The sequence below is a fragment of the Proteiniphilum sp. genome, assembly GCF_034331125.1.
In the GTDB taxonomy this organism is placed as follows: Bacteria; Bacteroidota; Bacteroidia; order Bacteroidales; family Dysgonomonadaceae; genus Proteiniphilum; species Proteiniphilum saccharofermentans.
This window is the reverse complement of record NZ_JAXQGC010000042.1, coordinates 32,134-49,848: the sequence shown is the minus strand read 5'-3', so window position 1 is coordinate 49,848 and position 17,715 is coordinate 32,134. Positions and strand designations below refer to the sequence as shown.

The 17,715-nt window shown below is 41.7% G+C and carries 12 protein-coding genes; 5 read left to right on the top strand and 7 right to left on the bottom strand.

What is annotated here, in order from left to right; translation table 11 throughout:
- Positions 1 to 93: 93 nt before the first annotated feature.
- Complete coding sequence (locus U2P89_RS10335) at positions 94 to 2,055, bottom strand: glycogen debranching enzyme N-terminal domain-containing protein (RefSeq protein WP_322191359.1); 1,962 nt, start codon at positions 2,053 to 2,055, stop codon at positions 94 to 96.
- Positions 2,056 to 2,191: 136 nt separating this feature from the next.
- Here U2P89_RS10335 and U2P89_RS10330 point away from each other — a divergent pair, with 136 nt between their 5' ends.
- A complete protein-coding gene (locus U2P89_RS10330) occupies positions 2,192 to 2,893 on the top strand; it encodes a rhomboid family intramembrane serine protease (RefSeq protein ID WP_322191358.1) in 702 nt (233 codons plus the stop codon).
- Positions 2,894 to 3,026: 133 nt separating this feature from the next.
- Here the strand turns inward: U2P89_RS10330 and U2P89_RS10325 are convergent, their stop codons facing one another.
- From U2P89_RS10325 to U2P89_RS10300, 6 genes are all read right to left on the bottom strand, one after another.
- The gene (locus U2P89_RS10325) at positions 3,027 to 4,037 is read right to left on the bottom strand and encodes a GRP family sugar transporter (protein ID WP_091907741.1); all 1,011 of its coding nucleotides are present in this window, start codon (positions 4,035 to 4,037) and stop codon (positions 3,027 to 3,029) included.
- A 14-nt stretch (positions 4,038 to 4,051) separates the two neighbouring features.
- Positions 4,052 to 4,978, bottom strand: coding sequence for a ribokinase (gene rbsK / locus U2P89_RS10320; protein ID WP_091907791.1), 927 nt, complete (start codon positions 4,976 to 4,978; stop codon positions 4,052 to 4,054).
- Positions 4,979 to 5,116: 138 nt separating this feature from the next.
- A complete protein-coding gene (locus tag U2P89_RS10315) occupies positions 5,117 to 6,193 on the bottom strand; it encodes a nucleoside hydrolase (protein WP_322191357.1) in 1,077 nt (358 codons plus the stop codon).
- A gap of 12 nt (positions 6,194 to 6,205) precedes the next feature.
- Positions 6,206 to 7,759 carry an ADP-ribosylglycohydrolase family protein gene (locus U2P89_RS10310; protein WP_322191356.1) on the bottom strand — a complete coding sequence of 518 codons (1,554 nt, stop codon included), beginning with the start codon at positions 7,757 to 7,759 and terminating at the stop codon, positions 6,206 to 6,208.
- Between the two features lie 40 nt (positions 7,760 to 7,799).
- The gene (locus tag U2P89_RS10305; RefSeq protein WP_091907745.1) at positions 7,800 to 9,392 is read right to left on the bottom strand and encodes a RagB/SusD family nutrient uptake outer membrane protein; all 1,593 of its coding nucleotides are present in this window, start codon (positions 9,390 to 9,392) and stop codon (positions 7,800 to 7,802) included.
- 11 nt (positions 9,393 to 9,403) lie between these two features.
- A complete protein-coding gene (locus U2P89_RS10300; RefSeq protein WP_322191355.1) occupies positions 9,404 to 12,523 on the bottom strand; it encodes a TonB-dependent receptor in 3,120 nt (1,039 codons plus the stop codon).
- 591 nt (positions 12,524 to 13,114) lie between these two features.
- On the opposite strand from U2P89_RS10300, the gene U2P89_RS10295 reads away from it, so the two are divergent.
- The 4 genes from U2P89_RS10295 to U2P89_RS10280 all read left to right on the top strand — a co-directional run bounded on the left by U2P89_RS10295 (position 13,115) and on the right by U2P89_RS10280 (position 17,707).
- Entirely contained in the window at positions 13,115 to 14,137 is a 1,023-nt protein-coding gene (locus U2P89_RS10295) for a LacI family DNA-binding transcriptional regulator (protein WP_322191354.1), read from the top strand.
- Positions 14,138 to 14,322: 185 nt separating this feature from the next.
- Positions 14,323 to 15,222: a diaminopimelate dehydrogenase gene (locus U2P89_RS10290; protein ID WP_322191353.1), complete on the top strand. Its 900-nt coding sequence runs from the start codon at positions 14,323 to 14,325 to the stop codon at positions 15,220 to 15,222.
- A 181-nt stretch (positions 15,223 to 15,403) separates the two neighbouring features.
- A complete protein-coding gene (gene lgt / locus U2P89_RS10285; protein ID WP_322191372.1) occupies positions 15,404 to 16,294 on the top strand; it encodes a prolipoprotein diacylglyceryl transferase in 891 nt (296 codons plus the stop codon).
- A 192-nt stretch (positions 16,295 to 16,486) separates the two neighbouring features.
- Positions 16,487 to 17,707, top strand: coding sequence for an FprA family A-type flavoprotein (locus U2P89_RS10280; protein WP_322191352.1), 1,221 nt, complete (start codon positions 16,487 to 16,489; stop codon positions 17,705 to 17,707).
- Positions 17,708 to 17,715: the final 8 nt, after the last annotated feature.

Sequence of the window (17,715 nt, the reverse complement as noted above, 5' to 3'; positions counted from 1 at the left end):
CAAGATTCAAGATTTTGAACTTCTCGATCTCATTCAATCTCCATCAATCTCATTGGCATATTGTCACATTATTCTCATTGTCACATTAAAAACCTATCTTCCATTTTCCAACTCTTCACTATATCTGTTGATAATCCGTTTTGCCCTCAGTAGCTCTCCTACGCTCATGGCAAAGGAGTATCCTCCATGGGCAATAAATGGCGGGTGCGAATCATAAAACTCCGATATGCTTCCGATACAGTCGTTTTGCATTTGTCCTTCCATCTCCACCATGATTCTGTCTGCCAACGATAGCCCGCTCATATTAAACAGGCTCAGATAGGCTTCAATATAATGTCCAAACAGCCATGGAAAAGACATTCCATTGAAATAAGCGATTTTTTTTTCATTCTCCGTTCCGGTATAATAGGGACGGAATTTGTCGCTTTTTGGAGTAAGTGAACGGATGCCGCAGGAGGCAAACAGTTCTTTAGTGATAAAATCGATTACCGACTTTTTCTGGCTTCTTTCAAGGGGAGAATAGGGGAGTGATACTGCAAATAGCATGTTGGGCCGCACATCCGGATCTCTGTAATTTCCATCTACATAATCATAAAGATAACCTGCGGGATTGAGGAAGACTTCTTTGAAAGAATTGCCTGTTAAACGTGCGCGTTCTTCAAAATCGGAAGCCAGTTTATCTTTATCTTTTGTCCGTGATATTTCTTCTGCGAATTTCAAGGCATTATACCAGAGGGCGTTGAATTCTACCAGATACCCCGATCGTGGTACAGCCGGTTTACCATCAATGGTCGCATTCATCCAACTGACCGCTGCGTCGCGACCATAGGTCGAAAGCAATTCAGTTTCCTGATCCAATATCAGGTTCGGGTGTTTACCCGCAGTAATATAATCGATAATCTCATACAGGAAATCACTGTATTTCTCCAGGAAAATATCCTTCTTTTCTTTCCAGAACTGCTGAAGTGCCCAAATCACCCATAGTAATACGTCGGGGTCGTCTATCTGTTTCAGGTAACTTTTCGAAGGCTTGTCTTTCATAAAATCTCTCAGGTGAGGGATGGCTGTGTCCATCATCTTCTCGAAATCCTGTGGTTTATCTACCGAAAGGGTACATCCCGGAAGAGCGATGAACTGGTCCCGGGCACGCACTTTAAACCAGGGATATCCCGCCAGGAGATAATGTTCATCCTTTTGAGGTATATAATAAAACTGATGGCTCGAATTCTTGAGACAGTTGTAGAAGTTGGAGCGAGGAGTTCGTTTATATATTTCGTAATCAAATTCTTTAGCCAGCGTAGAGGTGTCTACCATGATATCTCCTGTAGAAAAGATAATTTCTTCGCCTTTGGCGATGTACATTTCGAAATAGCCAGGTACATAAAGGTCTTCTTGAAATGTATCTCCGCTTTGGAGGTCTTGCAGGTACTCGATGTCACGGTACCAGTCGGGATGATATACAAATTCAGGTTTTTTGTTAAACTGCATGAATAGTTCGGGGTAACCGAAATACATACAGGTGCTGATGCCGTTTTCCACTTCGCGGTAGGATTTATCTACCTGGTCGTTTTCTCTTGTGAGTTGAGATATCTTCCGGAAGGCCAGAAAAGGTTTAAAACGGATCGTGGTCGGGGAGTGGGCATCTAAAAGCGTGTAGCGGATCATTAACCGGTTCTCTTTCGAGGAGAACATGATCTCTTTCGACAATATGACCCCCCCTACGCGGTAAATGGTTTTAGGTACGCTGTCGCAATTGAATTCCCGGATATATTTGTGTCCCTTCGGATTATAATTGTCACCGGCATAGCGATGAATACCCAGGTTAAATTCAGCGCCGTGTTGTATTACCGTTTCATCAAAAGAGGATAGGATGAGATGGTTCTCATCGTCTAGATAAGGCACGGGCATCACAAGAAGCCCCTGGTATTTTGTTGTATTGCAACCCGATATAGATGTATTTTGATAGGCTCCTCTTCGATTTGTTCGCAAAACATTTCGATACAGAGAGTACTCCAGGTTAATCATCAGGTCTTTGTCAAATTTCAAGTAACTCATCGTCGTATAATTTAGGGTAATGTGTGCCACTTAATTCCTGCGAAAGATAAGAAAAGGAAATCTAATCTACAAGCAAAGAATGAATAATTTTCGCTTTTCTTCACTTGTGCGGGGGAGAAAAAAATAGTTTGTATATTTGTACAAAACAGATGAAAAAGAGGTTATATTCCAGGAAATGAATGCAGATACCCCATCATGGTATAAAATAGAGAAGAAGCGGGCGCAGCTTGCTTTGCTTCCTGCTATTGTGTGGGTCGTCCTGGTTTGGTTGGCATTTATTGTTGACTATACAGGGTTGTTTGCATGGGACTTCTCGCATTTGGGGATATTGCCGGGTGTTACTGACGGTTTGATCGGGATTATTTTTTCACCTTTTATACATAACTCTTTTTCCCATTTGTTGTCGAATACGCTCCCCTTGCTTATATTGATCTGGTTTTTGTTCTATTTTTACAGTAAGATCGCTTTTGGTGCTTTCATCTGTCTCTGGCTTTCAAGTGGATTTCTGACATGGATCATCGGACGTGGCTCTTATCATGTGGGTGCAAGCGGACTTGTGTTTGGGCTCCTTTTCTTTCTTTTTTTTAGCGGAATTTTCAGGAAGTATATCCCTTTGGTCGCGGTTTCCCTGATTGTTGCATTTATTTATGGAAGCACTATCTGGAGTATTTTTCCCATCACGGAGATGGTGGATACTTCAATTTCATGGGAAGGGCATCTGTCGGGTGCCGTTAGCGGTCTCATCTTTGCCATTGTTTTCCGTAAACAAGGGCCACAGAAACCAGAAGTAGTTTGGGAGGAGGAAGAGGATGAGGATGAGACTAATGTGCCAATATGACCAATGTGATGATTTATTGATGCCGACTTGTCGGGAAATAGTGCCGATCTGATGATGTATAGGAAGATAGAAAGGGATGATGGGCATTACTGCTTATAAATCCATCATCCCGAGATAATTATATTACAGATATCTAACTGCCGCCGGAAACAACTATCATAGCTAATCCTCCGATAAACAGGATAAACATAAGGGTCAACAAAAGATTTACCGGTTTGGAAGCACCTTTAAATTCTTTCCATATAAATACACCCCATAACGCGGCAATCATGGGTGCGCCTTGTCCAAGGGCGTAAGAAATGGCCGGGCCGGCTTTCCCCGCAGCGATATAACTTAAGACTGTACCTATTCCCCAGATAATACCTCCTAAAATTCCTACAGAATGGGTACTCAGGCTACCTTTAAAATAGTGGGAATAAGTCACCGGTTCACCAACAAAAGGCCTTTTCATGACAACGGTGTTGAATATGAAATTGCTTGCCAATATCCCTAGTGAAAAAATAAAGAACGCACCGTAGGGAGCCAGCATTCCTGGTATAGGATTTTCAAGGTTGTTCAGATCCATTGCAGAAGCGACAAACCGGTAGAAGAAGGACATCAGGATACCGGCACATATGGCAATAATAATCCCCTTCTTTTTATTTTTGCCCGCCTCCGTTCCTGCGCTCACTTTTCCCGAAGCAAGACTGTTCAGGATAATAGCGATAACGATCAGTACTACGCCTGCGAAGAGAATGATGGGGTCACCTTTGGGGGCGCCGAAATAATTGATAAATACTCCTAATACCAATGCTAATCCCACTCCCACGGGAAAGGCGACCGACATTCCTGCAAGCGAGATTGATGCCGACAATAATATATTGGCTGCATTGAAAATAATACCTCCGGCAAATGCGCTCCAGAAGTTATTGGAACTCACCTGTGCTATGTCGTCGGTAAAACTTCGTCCATGATCACCGATGCTTCCCAACGTGAATCCGACGATAAGGGAAAGCAGCACGATGCCAATCACGTAATCCCAATAGAACAGTTCATACCGCCATGTCTTTGCGGCCAATTTTTGTGTATTGCCCCATGATCCCCAGCAAAGCATGGTAATAAGGCAGAGTAATACTGCGAACGGATAATTTTGTACGATAAACATAAATTCGATATAAATTAATGGTTTGTTGTTCTCATTTTTAAGAAATTACGCACTTCGGTTTCTGTCGGTATAGACGGTTGTGCCCCCATGCGTGTAACACAAATGGCGGCCGCGGCGGAAGCAAATTCAAGAGTTTCTTTCCAGCTATGGCCTTTGCTCAGTTCTGCGGCTAAAGCACCGCAGAACGTGTCTCCTGCGGCTGTTGAATCTACTGTTTCGACAGAGAAAGCCGGTATCTGTAAATATGTCCGGTCGTTTTTTAATATACTGCCTCGTTTTCCCAGTGTTAAAACAACAGTTTTTGCACCTAATGCCAGTAATTTGTCAACAATTCCCTCTTCTCCGATATGTTCTATTATTTCTCCCGAAAGGATTTCGGCTTCGGTTTCGTTCACCACCAGAATATCTATCTTTTTAATAATATCGGTATCCAGTTTTCTCGCGGGTGCCACGTTTAATAGGATCTGTTTCTTATTTTCGTAGGCAAGGTCGCAAATAGCTTTGACCGTGTCGTATGGAATCTCCATTTGCAGGACAATCAAGTCAGCTTCCAATATCTCTTTTTCGATTTTGTGGATATATCCGGGAGAAAGCATCTCATTCGCTCCTGAGATTATTACAATGCTGTTTTCTCCTTTCTCGTCCACCCAAATCATAGCTATTCCTGAAGGGCTATCCTCTACAATCAAAGATAGAGAGACATCCAATCCCTCTTCCTTATAGTATCCCAGGGAATTCAGTCCATTGGTATCTTTGCCCAGGCTGGTTACAAATTTCACCGCTCCCCCGAGCCGATGTGCAGCCACCGCCTGATTCGCTCCTTTGCCTCCCATCGCCTGGAGATAGGAGACTCCTTTAATTGTTTCACCTGCCTTGGGGAATTTTTTTATTTTCGCGATTAAATCCGTATTGGAGCTGCCAATTACTACTATCTTACTCATATTTTTTCTTTTACTGGTTGATTTTTTCAAATAGGGGATATCCAATCAGCGGGACTCTTGTTTGTAAGTTGCACCGGATTCTATTTCAATTATATAGGATACAGCTTATTGTTTTGAAAATAAGCTGTATCCGGATATTTATTTGAAATTTACGGGCTGCCGGCTGATCATTTGAATAAAATGTTGCTTGATATTCTCAGCCTGAAGAGAATCTACCATCAGATAATGCTGGTTCCCATTCTCATTGGGAATGAACGCGGAGGCTCCCTGATCTGTAATATCAATCTTGCCTGGAGGCGAGATATTGAAATACGAAGGACCTTCCACCGCATACAGTAACGAAGTCAAGTCCCAGGTAGGGCGGTCATAAGGCATCTCCATGTAACATTTATAGGCTTCTACCATAGGGTGCAGAGGCGCCCAGCTAAAATCATTTTCGATACTGGAGGCCGGATAATTGATTGCAATCCCTACTTCAAAGGGTGAGGTTACCACAGGTGTCGGCCATTCAGTAAAAACCTTTTTTGCGGCCGGGATGTCTTTCACTACATTGTACTCATACAACTCCGGGTCATTAAAGCATCCTGCCATGGTGCAGAGTATCTTCACTTTCTTTGCAACCAGTTCCTTTCCTGTCATTGGTGAGAAGTCATCAGCGGGAGTATCCAGTAAACGGGCAAGATTGGTGGAAAAACCGACCGAAACAATTGTGACGGAACTATCCGGTTGCTGAACCAGTATTTTACGGTACAGGATATGCGATTCCGGTAGTTTCGAATAGTCTTGCCCGGAACGCCGGAACATCGGATCTCCATTCTCCCTCTTCATAAGGGAGACGCATTTGGCATAATTGGTGGCATCATTCTCACAGTCCGCACCATTATATATAACCCCGATGGGAATTTCAGGATATCCATACCAGGTATTCATAATATCGGTATATTCTCCAGGATAAGGGTCCTCTTTGTTGATCATGATGGCCAATAAATCTATATCCCCGGCGTCCATATATTTATAGAGCATATCCAGGGCTAACGCGTCATCTACATCATTCCCAATATCTGTCTCAAAGATGATCTTTTGTCTATCTGAAACAACTTCCGCACGCTGGCGGTCTTTCGATGTGCAGGCACCGAAAGCAATCAGGAACAGAAGTCCTGCCATATACAGTTTATTTCCGGAGATGGAACTGCCAATCGCTGATATCTTACTCATATATAGTATGAATTAAAAGTAAACCTGTTTTTCCGGATTCTTTTCCGAATACATGATCACGTCCCTGACATGTATAAAATAGTTTTCGGGTATATGTTTTGCCTTTACTTGTATGGTATGCTTTCCCTCCGGGAGATCATAATTCCAGGTAACCTCATGTTTGCGGATAAGAGACGAAGTCGGCATTTTTATGGTTTCCATGAATTTGTCATCGATATAGATATCCGCTTCCAGCACTTCGTCTTTCCGGTCCCCTGTTGCTGCAGCATAACCTGTAAGGGCAAAACCACAACCGGTTATATCAAGTGATACTTCATTGGTTTGTGCGGTCAGCCGCCTGTTAATACTTTTCCTCTGAGTAGGATAGATCCCTTCGAAGCCTATTTCCAAAGGAACTGTCTGAGGAGTCTGGTACTGAATTGTAAACGAATCTCCGTTTTCACTTCCTCCGTTTCTTTTAATCATTTCGACAGCATGCCGGAATCCAATATCATATACCTTATTAAGGGACATTTCAGTATATTTAAAGTTCATATCTTCAACTTTATCCATACCCTGCATCCAGTAATCGGGGATATTGTCATATCCTATCATTGTTCCCAGAATTCCAGCAGCGTTCGCCGGATTACAATCCGAATCATAGCCGCATCTGGTACTTATATCTATTGTTGCACCATAGTCGCCCTTACCGTAAAGCAGCCCGATTACAATATAGGCCGCATTGATCTTCGCATCGATATTGAACGGAACAAAGACACCATCCGGGCATCCTTTGTCATGTGTCCATTTCTTCTGTGCTTCAAACCATGCCGATTTCCAGTCATCGGGATTGTTCCTGTACCATTTAATTACGTCTGCAATGCATTGATAAAACTGGCTTTCGGCAGGAATAGTTTTCAGGGCTTCTTCCACTATAAATTCAATGTCATTGTGGACGAAAGCCAGGGAATACATTGCCGCAACATAGATACCTCCATACAGCCCATCCCCGTAATTCATGATATGGCCAATCCGGTCACAGATGGCAGCGGCAGAATTTGCCATGCCGGGAGACATTAACCCCGCAAAGTCAGCTTCAATCTGAAAATCGATGTCATCGGCGTGAGGGTTATTCTTCCAGTGGCCGGAAGCGGGAGGCATAATGCCGTTAAGTATATTATAGCGTGCAGCCTGGTTGGCATGCCAAAGGGGATACTCGGCATGGGCAAAAGCCAGTGCGTGTAAGGAGTCGGGAGCATCAAGACCATGCTTTTCAAAGACATCCACAAAAGTCAAATCCATGTATACATCGTCATATAAACCCGGTGAATTTTCATAATACCATAGCATCCGGGTATCGTCCCATGGGATGGGAACATGGCCATCAATCATTGTGCCGTTCCATTGAAACTCTGTCGGTCCACCATATGTACAGCCGATGACCTGTCCGGCCCAACCGCCTTTGATCTTGTTCAGAAGTTCACTCCTGGAAAGGGTGAATTCTTTTTTCTCTGATTCGCTGGCGTTGCAGGATAATGTAACCATAAGTGCAACACACATTATGGTAATTGTAAAGATGTTCTTCATAACTTCTGTTTTTTAATTACTATGTTTTGAAATATTTTGTTTAAAATCCGGGATTCTGCGTGAGATTATCGTTTAAATCCAATTCCCTGAACGGGATAGGCCAAAGGTAGTGCTTATCAGGTCTGAATTCTTTGACATAACCGGTGAGCTCTACAGTCACGAAAGTTCCCGGATTATTCGGCTGTTCATATGTCATACCCTTAATTGTACCCGGAATAACTATTTCACCTGTTTTCCATCTCCTGATATCAAATAAACGCAATCCCTCCATTGCCAGTTCAACCATTCTTTCCCTTCTTACTATTTCTCTTAATTCATCTTGATTGAGTATCGTGATATCAGGCATACCCACATCATCCCTGCTCCTTATTTCATTCAACGCATCCAATACGGACTGATTGATTGCTGCTCCTCCGAGTTCTATACTGGCTTCGGCATAGGTTAGCAGAACTTCCGCATATCTTAGATAAATTAAATTGAGGCCACAATTCCAGGGATTAGTATAGTCTACATCACTTACATACTTTTTGAAATACCATCCGGTAGGCGTTACATTCTCGGCAGATATCGTTATGTCATCGCCACTACCATTACCGGGTAAAGTATTTAAAACCCTGCCATTAGGCAATATATCCCCACTTGTATATATGGTATGATACAAGCGGGGATCCCTGTTGTTATAGGGATTGGCCTGATCAAATCCGCTCGCCGGATTATCGATGGGGAGCCCTGTCGGCTTCATCGTATATGCATCAACCAATGGTTTTGTGGGTACTACCTGGCATTGTTGTGTATATAAGCTGTTAGGAGTAAAAAAAGCAAATATGGAATGAGGATTGAGATCTTTTGCATATTGCCTTGCAAACATTATTTCAGAAGAATTTTTTCCTGCATAGTCAAACAAGGCTGCATACGAATTATTGATCTGGTGCACTCCCAGGTCCATTACGGCTTTCGCTGCGGATTGAGCTTCAGCATATCTTTCGGCATAAAGCATTGCCCTGGCTTTTAGTCCAAGAGCAACTCCTTTTGTTACTCTTCCCTTATCTTCCTGTATTGCCGGTAAATCTGCTGCCGACGAAGTCAATTCTTCCGAAATAAAATCCCAAATAATGTCTTTTGAAGTCCGGGGTACTGATTTTGCTTCTTCCACACTCAATGTATTTGTTACCAAAGGAACGTCTCCATAAAGCATAATTAGATTTATATAAGCAAAAGCCCGTAATGTTTTTGCCTCTGCCTTTAAACGCACTCTCAGTTCGTCATTCATTTCCGCTATTAAATCGATATTCTCCAGAAAGGAATTTGAAGCTTGCACTATTGTATAGTAATAACTCCATTCACTGGCAATTACGTTGTTACTGGCGTCGAAAGTATGTTTCTCGACTTCCGATTCAGCCCTCCATTGTAAAATGTAATGTGCTATATCCGTATATGCATCCATGGATGCGTATCGCCATTGATTTCCTAAAATTGAATATATCCCGTTTGAAGCATATATTGCATCCTCTTCGGTTTGCCAGAAAAGTGCACTGGATAATCTGTCTTTGGGAATCGTATTTAGCAAGTCATTATTACAAGATATGAATATCAATGCAATAAAACCGATATATGATATTTTGTAAGATTTCATCCTTCTGAGATTTAAAAGTTTATATTAAGTCCAAATGTTGTTACGGAAGTTTGTGGGAAACTTGATTCCTGCCCTCTTCCTTCCATTTCCGGATCAATGTCGTATTTGTTCAGTTCTGAAAATGTCAACAAATTTGTTGCTGATATATATACATTGATCCCGTTCACATTGATTCGCTCACATAGATTCCGTGGGATATCATAAGAGAGCCTGATATTTTTCAGGCGAAGATAACTACCGTTAAGCATTGAAAAATCTGATATCTGAGCATTTTTCATGGTGTATTTGGTTGGCCTGGGATATTTGGCATCAGGATTTTCCGGAGTCCAGTAATCTTCCCATATTTTATGGGTAAAACCGCCCCAGATACCATGTTCTAATATTGCTCCGGTCATTAATTTATCTGAGCCTGCCACACCTTGCCAGAATAAATCCAGTTTTAGATTTTTCCATCCGACGGACATAGTAGAAGAGAAAGTCCAGTCAGGTATCTCGCTCCCAAATATTACGAAATCATCAGGTGTTAATTCGCCATCACCATTCTGATCAACATATTTTATATCTCCGGGGCCAACGGAACCATCCCACTTAGCATAATTGTCAACTTCTGCCTGGGTTTGAAAGAACCCATCAGTCTCAAACCCATAGAAGGAATTAATAGGGTAGCCTTCTGTCGTAATTGTCCTATAGTCGCTATTCCCAAAGGCAGAGATATGAGGGCCGGTACCGGCAAGGTCAACTACTTTGTTTTTGTTGTAATTTGCATTAAACCCCAGTTCAACGTCAAAATCTCCAAAAGATTGTCGTCCTCCTACTAAAAACTCAAACCCTCTGTTTTCAACAGAACCAGCATTCTGATTAGTTGGTTGGAGACCTATTATGGATGGAATTGGTACCATAAGAAGGATATCAGTGGTCAGTTTCCTGTAATAATCGAATGAAAAATTCAATTTATTATTAAATAAGTAACCATCAAGTCCGAAATTCAATTGAGTTGTCGTTTCCCATGAAATATCCTCGCTGGCCAGATTGATTTGGCGGAAACCGGTAGCTAATGTTTCATTGAAAAGATAGTTTTGTTGATTATATGTCGGCATAAATGTATAAAGTCCTACTTGCTGACTACCAACTTCCCCCCAGGATCCTCTGATTTTTAATTCTTCAACAGTGTCTTTTAAAGGATTCCAAAATTCTTCACTTGAAATTCGCCAACCCATTGAAAAAGACGGAAAAAAACCATAACGATGTCCTGTGGCAAACCTTGAAGAACCATCATATCTGGCATTCGCTTCAAAAAGATATCTGGAATCGAAATCATAATTTAACCGGGCAAAATAAGATCGTAATCCCCATTCCGAATTTCCACCTGTTGCCGACTGGGTTGCATCATCTGCTCCCATCGAAAGTGCTTGCAACTGGTTGTTATAAAAGTTCTGTCTGTAACCTTCCACCCAACTCTGCAAATAGTGTATTTCCGAATAGCCGGCAATACCACTTATTTTATGTTTGTTGAATGCCTTGTTGTAGCTTAAATGTAAATCTATCCCTTCTTCCTGAGATTTATCCCGGTAATCGTACATTCTGTTTATATTGTTAAATGTCCTCCTATCGGGATGTAGCTTGTCTACGAAATCGTACTTGTTATTAAAAGAATTCCAGATTTCCATGTTGTGCTGTGTAGAATATTGTGCACTTATGTCTAGCCCGTTGAGAATTTCATAATTTGCTTTAAATATTCCTACAATATAAGTCCTTTTAGAACTGGCTTTTCCCATTTCGTATACATTTATAAGTGGACTGTAGCTATCTACTGTAAGCCCATAAGAACCATCCTTGTAATAAGGTACGCCCCATTGACTGTTTTGCCACATTCTATAGTAGGACTCCCATTCATTATAAGGAGCCTTTCTTTCGCTGAAACGTATATTTATATTTGTATCGAAGGTTAGTTTATCATTTAGTTTAAATCCGTTCTTTGCCCTCATCTCACTTAAATTAAATCCGTAATTTGGGAGTATCCCCTCTTCGTTCATATATCTGAATGAGAGTCTATTTGTAATTCTTTCACTTCCTCCACTTAAGGTGAGGGTGTGGCTATGTTGGGGTGCCAGTCTGAATAGAGTGTTATGCCAAACGTTAGGCAGAGGATACTGTTCCGGATCGTTGGCGTGGTTTTCCGGCCATTTTTGGATATATTCGTCAGAATAGAACTTGTATCCATATGTATTCATATAAGCTTCGTTTTGCTGCTTCATGTAAGTGACAGCTTCCATATGTTCCGGATTGTTATTTGAACGGGCAATGCCGAAATATCCATTGTAGGTAATTGAAAGTTTCCCGTCATTTGGAGCCTTGGTTGTTACCAATATTACACCTGCGGCTGCCCTTGACCCATATATTGCTGTTGATGCGGCGTCCTTAAGTACAGAGACAGATTCAATATCTGCAGGATTGATCCTGGATAGACTGCCTGGAATACCATCTATCAATACTAAAGGATTATTATCATTTAAGGAGGTGACCCCCCTTATTCGGGTTGTTAGATTTTCATTTCCGGGTGCCCCGCCACGGTCTATTATGGTTAATCCGGGTAGTTTCCCTTGCAGTGCCTGTGTGATATTTGTGGAGTTACGTTCAGATAGACTTTGGGAACTTATACTACTCACTGCGTTTGTTATACTGACTTTTCTCTGGACACCATATCCGATTGCGACAATTTCATTTAATCCGATTGTTTCTTCTTCCATTACTACATCAATTCTTTCTTTGTTTTGAACGGCTATTTCCTGATTTTTCATTCCTATAAAAGAATATTGAATGATTGCATTTTGTGGAATATTATTCAAAATATAGTTGCCGTCAATGTCGGTTGTAGTTCCTAAAGACGTTCCTTTTACCACAACTGTCACACCCGGTACGGGATTGCCTTTTTCGTCTATTATTGTACCTCTTATTTCGGTTTTCTGTTGGACAGCTTCAAAAGAAACAGAGCCGTCTAGATAATAATTATTTCCTATAACCTCGGAAGACGAAATGCTCAAAAATACGCAGATTGTCATTGCTATATGAATCTTTGTTGTCTGTTTGCATTTATCAAAAGCTTCTTTTTTTCTGATACAGTATTTATTCATATCTTTGTAATGATTTAATTTTTTACGATGATAAATTAAATTGTTATGAGTCGAACAGTATGTGTCGTACTGTTCGACTTTTTTTATCCTGAAGGATCTCTACTACAACAGAAAGTTTACTTTGACAGACAGTAATGGCCGTAGCAGAGACGTGACGTGTAACCCATTTTATTTTTGGATATTCATATACAATGTTATTGGTAGAATATACGTGTAATTTTAGCGTATAAAGAATGGTTATATTCAACTCTGTTTTTTTATTTCCATAGGCATGATATTTTAAAATAATTTTGAAAAACACTTTTACTCCGGGTATTTCAAGATCTATCCCGTTTTTCTGATAGTTGGAATATAATGATTCAAAGAACTTACATAATTAGGATAATTTCCAATTCTTACTATGTGCAAGGGTAAAACTCAATGGTATTTATCTAATTTTTTACCCTTATAATTCGAACTGATCGCAAATATATACACAATATTTAGTTGAACAAACGTTTTCGTATATTTATTCAGTTAAATAATGTTATTTATAATCTTGGTATCTACTTCTTGCATTATTTCTGTTAGCTTTGTTTAAAAAATAGGATTATGCAACACAGGTCAAATATAGTTGATATTGCTGAAAAATCGGGATTTTCTATCACTACCGTCTCGCGGGTTTTGAACGGGAAAGCTGATAAATACAGGATAAGTAAAGCCACACAGCAAAAAATAGAATCTACGGCGGAGGAATTGAATTATGTGCCGAATGAATTTGCCCGAAATTTACGTACCGGTAAAAGTAAAACGATTGCGCTAATTGTTCCTTCTTTGAAAAATCCTTTTTTTGCGGAGATAGCAAGCGTGGTGAATACGGAAGTGAGAAAATACAATTATATAACTCTTATTGGTGATAGTGACGACAATATCGAGAATGAAAAAGCAGAAGTATCGCATTTATCGTCGCGGAATCTGGACGGAATGATCATTGTTCCTTGCGGAGACGAATGGGGGCATTTGGAAAGGATACAGGAGAAAGGACTGCCGTTGATCTGTATTGACAGGTATTTTGAAGGTCTTGATTTGTCTTTTGTTTCTTCCGATAACTATGAAGGCGCTTATTCGGCATCTAAATACCTGATTGAGCACGGCCATACTTTCATTGCCTGTATCCAGGGTGTCAGGCATTCTACCCCCAATATACAGCGGGTAAGAGGTTTTGTGGATGCAATGATTAGTTCCGGGATCACCTCGTATACGGTAACCGGAGATGCTTTCAGTGAGCAGAACGGGTATTTGGAGACAAAATTATTGCTCCAGCAAAAAGTAAGACCCACCGCTATATTTGCCTTCAGCAATACAATTGCTATGGGATGTATAAAAGCGCTTAAAGAGGAAAAGGTGAAAGTACCGGAAGATATATCATTAATTACGTTTGACGATAATCCATATCTTAATTATATAGAGCCTCCGCTTACTTGCATATCACAACCGGTGGAAGATATTTGTAAGATAGCCGTGAAAATTCTGTTTTCCAATATCCTGGAACATGACACATCTCCGAAACATGTGTTATTAAAAACCCAATTGAAAGTGAAAGCGTCGGTAAAGAATTTAGATCATGTGCTGTGATTATTATAACCTTTCTAATAGGCAATGATCTTCTTCTGGATAAGGATATTGAAAGTCCATTATTTTGTTGATTACAGGATGATCGGAAAAGATCCGGCCGTCGTTCCCTCTTAAAAAATATACCGGATGCGGTTTATATATGCATTGTTTTGTTTATTTTTGGACAATTTTAATAATACTCCTTTATGTCAAGAAAAATAAGAGCTACCGTAGTCGGCTACGGAAATATTGGGAAATATGTGGTGGAGGCGTTGCAATCGGCTTCCGATTTTGAAATTGCAGGGATCGTCAGGCGTGATCCCGCGAACATTCCCGCTGAATTAAAAGAATATGACGTTGTAGACTCTATATCGCAACTGGAAGATGTGGATGTGGCTATACTTTGTACTCCCACGAGAAGTGTGGAGAAATTCGCCTTAACATGTCTGGAGCAGGGGATCAATACGGTGGATAGTTTCGACATCCATGGGCAGATACTGCAATTGCGTGAATCGCTCGATGGAATCTCAAAGAAGTACAATGCTGTTTCCGTTATTGCTGCCGGATGGGATCCCGGAAGCGACTCCGTGGTCCGCACGCTGCTAGAGGCATTGGCGCCGAAGGGAATTACATACACCAACTTCGGGCCGGGTATGAGTATGGGACATACCGTAGCCGTAAAGGCCATCGACGGTGTAAAAGCGGCCCTCTCCATGACTATCCCCACAGGCACAGGGGTACACCGCAGGATGGTATATATTGAGTTGGAAGAAGGGCATGATTTTCACACGGTGGCTCAAGCTATTAAAGCCGATGATTACTTTGTTCATGACGAGACCCATGTTTTTCAGGTGGAGGATGTGGAGGCCCTCAAGGATATGGGACACGGTGTACTGATGGAACGCAAAGGCGTTTCGGGAAATACACAGAACCAATTGTTTAAGTTCGATATGCGTATCAATAACCCCGCACTCACAGCACAGGTGCTTGTAGCTGTAGCTCGTGCGTCGATGAAACAGCAACCCGGCGCTTATACCATGATTGAAATTCCTGTAGTGGATCTCTTGCCGGGAGAAAAAGAGGCGTGGATCAGGAAATTGGTATAAGTCAATGTAATAATGTGACAAACAACGTTCAACGGAATGAAACATAGTTAAATTTGCCAATCCCGATGAGTCGGGGACAAGGTGTCCTCGATTTATCAGGATTATCACATCATCTTATCAGTAAATTATCACATCATCACATTTTTCCTTATCTTTGTCGAAAATATCAATTCTGATGGACATATTACTCACTGTAACCTGGAATGTAGATCCCACACTTTTTACCGTTTTTGGGCGCGAAATTCGGTGGTATGGCCTTTTATGGGTCATAGGGTTGATTGTTGCCGTGTATATGGTGCAGCGTATCTTTAAGCGTGAAGATCTTCCTGAAAAGTGGTTCGATTCGCTTTTCTTTTATATGATCGTCGGTATTATCGTAGGAGCCCGCCTGGGGCATTGCCTTTTTTATGAACCGGCTTATTATCTGGCCAATCCCGTTGAGATACTGAAAGTATGGGAAGGAGGACTGGCAAGCCATGGGGGAGTGATCGGAATTATTATTGCCGTCTGGCTCTATTCGAGGAAGGTGACCAAACTCAGTATGTTGTGGACGTTCGACCGGGTGATGGTGCCGACGGGATTTACCGCCGCGATGATCCGTTTTGGTAACCTGATGAATCATGAAATCTATGGAGGTCCGACCGACCAGCCGTGGGGATTCCGGTTTGTAACTAATCTCCACCAATGGATGCAGGGTGCTGAAGCGGTTTATTCGCAACCGTCGCATCCCACGCAGATATACGAAGGGTTGGCCTATCTGGTAGTTTTTGCCGTCACCGTGTATATGTACTGGAAAACCGATGCCAAAGACAGAAAAGGATTGATTACCGGAGTAGGTATCCTGCTGATTTTTCTGTTCCGCTTTTTCGTGGAATTTCTCAAGAATGTACAGGTCGAATCTGAAATAGCCATGCGTGATAATACGGGCCTGATCTTAGGCCAATGGTTGAGTATTCCCTTTATTATATGGGGTATATGGCTGATATGGAATGCTTTGCGAAGACCAGCTCAGGTAGCAGATACTCCAAAGCAATCGCAAATGGCACAGCCCGGATCGAAGAAGAAAAAATAATTTGCTGATTTAGCGATTTGTTGATCCCGACAAGCCGGGACATGTAGTGATGATTAAAACTAAAGTGGGACAAGTCATGCCAATGAGACTAATAAAGAACGACATTTGTAATTAATCATTAGTAATTAGTAATTGGTAATTAGTAATTTATTAACATGTTGATTTGTTGATTAATTAGGGAATACGAAATATATGTACAAGCCGATTGAAGTAACGGAAGATATTTTTTATGTAGGTGTGAACGACCGCACCAAACATCTTTTTGAGAGCCTGTGGCCTTTACCGCAAGGGGTTTCCTACAACTCCTATATTATCAAAGATGAAAAGACGGTGCTTATCGACACTGTCGATATTTGCTATTCAGATCTCTTCATGCGCAAAATCCGGTCGGTGTCGGGTGATAATCCCATCGACTATCTTGTGGTGAACCATATGGAGCCCGACCATTCAGGTTCCATCGAATTCCTTGTCTCCAAATATCCGGACATCCAAATCGTGGGGAACAAACGAACCCTCGAAATGCTGAAAGGATTTTACGGGATAGCGGACAATGTGGTTGAAGTGAAAGATATGGATGAAATGAGCTTGGGAAAGTATACGCTTCAATTCTATATGACCCCCATGGTGCACTGGCCGGAGACGATGATGACCTATGTAAGGGAAACCAGAACCTTGTTTAGTGCTGATGCCTTTGGTACCTTCGGCACACTTGACGGTGGGGTGTTAGACAGGCAGCTTTGTCCTGAAAGGTATCGTGACGAGATGATCCGATATTACTCCAATATCGTGGGGAAATTTGGCTCACCTGTACAAACCGCCCTGAAAAAACTGGCCAATGTGGGTATCGATGCTATCTGTTCCACCCATGGTCCCGTATGGACGATCCCGGAAAATATAGCCGGTGTAATTGCCTTGTATGATCGGTTGAGCCGTTATGATGCCGAAGAGGGACTGGTCATTGCCTACGGAAGTATGTATGGGCACACAGAAGAGTTGGCTGAGATCATTGCCGGCGAAGCTGCTGAAAACGGGGTAAAGAGCATTATGATGCACAATGTGTCGAAAAGCCATGAGTCGGATATCCTTCGTGACGCGTTTAAATACAAAGGATTGATCATCGGATCACCTACCTATAACAATAAGTTGTACCCTGCTGTTGATGCCCTGATTTCTGCATTGCAAAACCGTAACCTGAAGAACCGATTCTTTGGCTATTTCGGTAGTTTTACCTGGGCCGACGCTACAGCCAGGCAATTTGAAGTATTTGCAGAAGCCATGGAGTTTGAGTTGGTGTCAGAGCCTGTGATTATGAAACAGGCGATGCTGGCCGATGTGGTGGGGAAAGCCCGCAACCTGGGCCGCACCATGGCGCAGAAACTGACTTCAGGTACAGAAGTAGTTCAACAAGTTTAGTCGTTTTC

Bases quoted from the DNA above. Each gene is read 5' to 3' on its own strand.
- U2P89_RS10335 (WP_322191359.1), bottom strand. From the start codon at position 2,055: ATGAGTTACTTGAAATTTGACAAAGACCTGATGATTAACCTGGAGTAC.
- U2P89_RS10325 (WP_091907741.1), bottom strand. From the start codon at position 4,037: ATGTTTATCGTACAAAATTATCCGTTCGCAGTATTACTCTGCCTTATT.
- rbsK (WP_091907791.1), bottom strand. From the start codon at position 4,978: ATGAGTAAGATAGTAGTAATTGGCAGCTCCAATACGGATTTAATCGCG.
- U2P89_RS10315 (WP_322191357.1), bottom strand. From the start codon at position 6,193: ATGAGTAAGATATCAGCGATTGGCAGTTCCATCTCCGGAAATAAACTG.
- U2P89_RS10310 (WP_322191356.1), bottom strand. From the start codon at position 7,759: ATGAAGAACATCTTTACAATTACCATAATGTGTGTTGCACTTATGGTT.
- U2P89_RS10305 (WP_091907745.1), bottom strand. From the start codon at position 9,392: ATGAAATCTTACAAAATATCATATATCGGTTTTATTGCATTGATATTC.
- U2P89_RS10300 (WP_322191355.1), bottom strand. From the start codon at position 12,523: ATGAATAAATACTGTATCAGAAAAAAAGAAGCTTTTGATAAATGCAAA.
- U2P89_RS10295 (WP_322191354.1), top strand. From the start codon at position 13,115: ATGCAACACAGGTCAAATATAGTTGATATTGCTGAAAAATCGGGATTT.
- U2P89_RS10290 (WP_322191353.1), top strand. From the start codon at position 14,323: ATGTCAAGAAAAATAAGAGCTACCGTAGTCGGCTACGGAAATATTGGG.
- U2P89_RS10280 (WP_322191352.1), top strand. From the start codon at position 16,487: ATGTACAAGCCGATTGAAGTAACGGAAGATATTTTTTATGTAGGTGTG.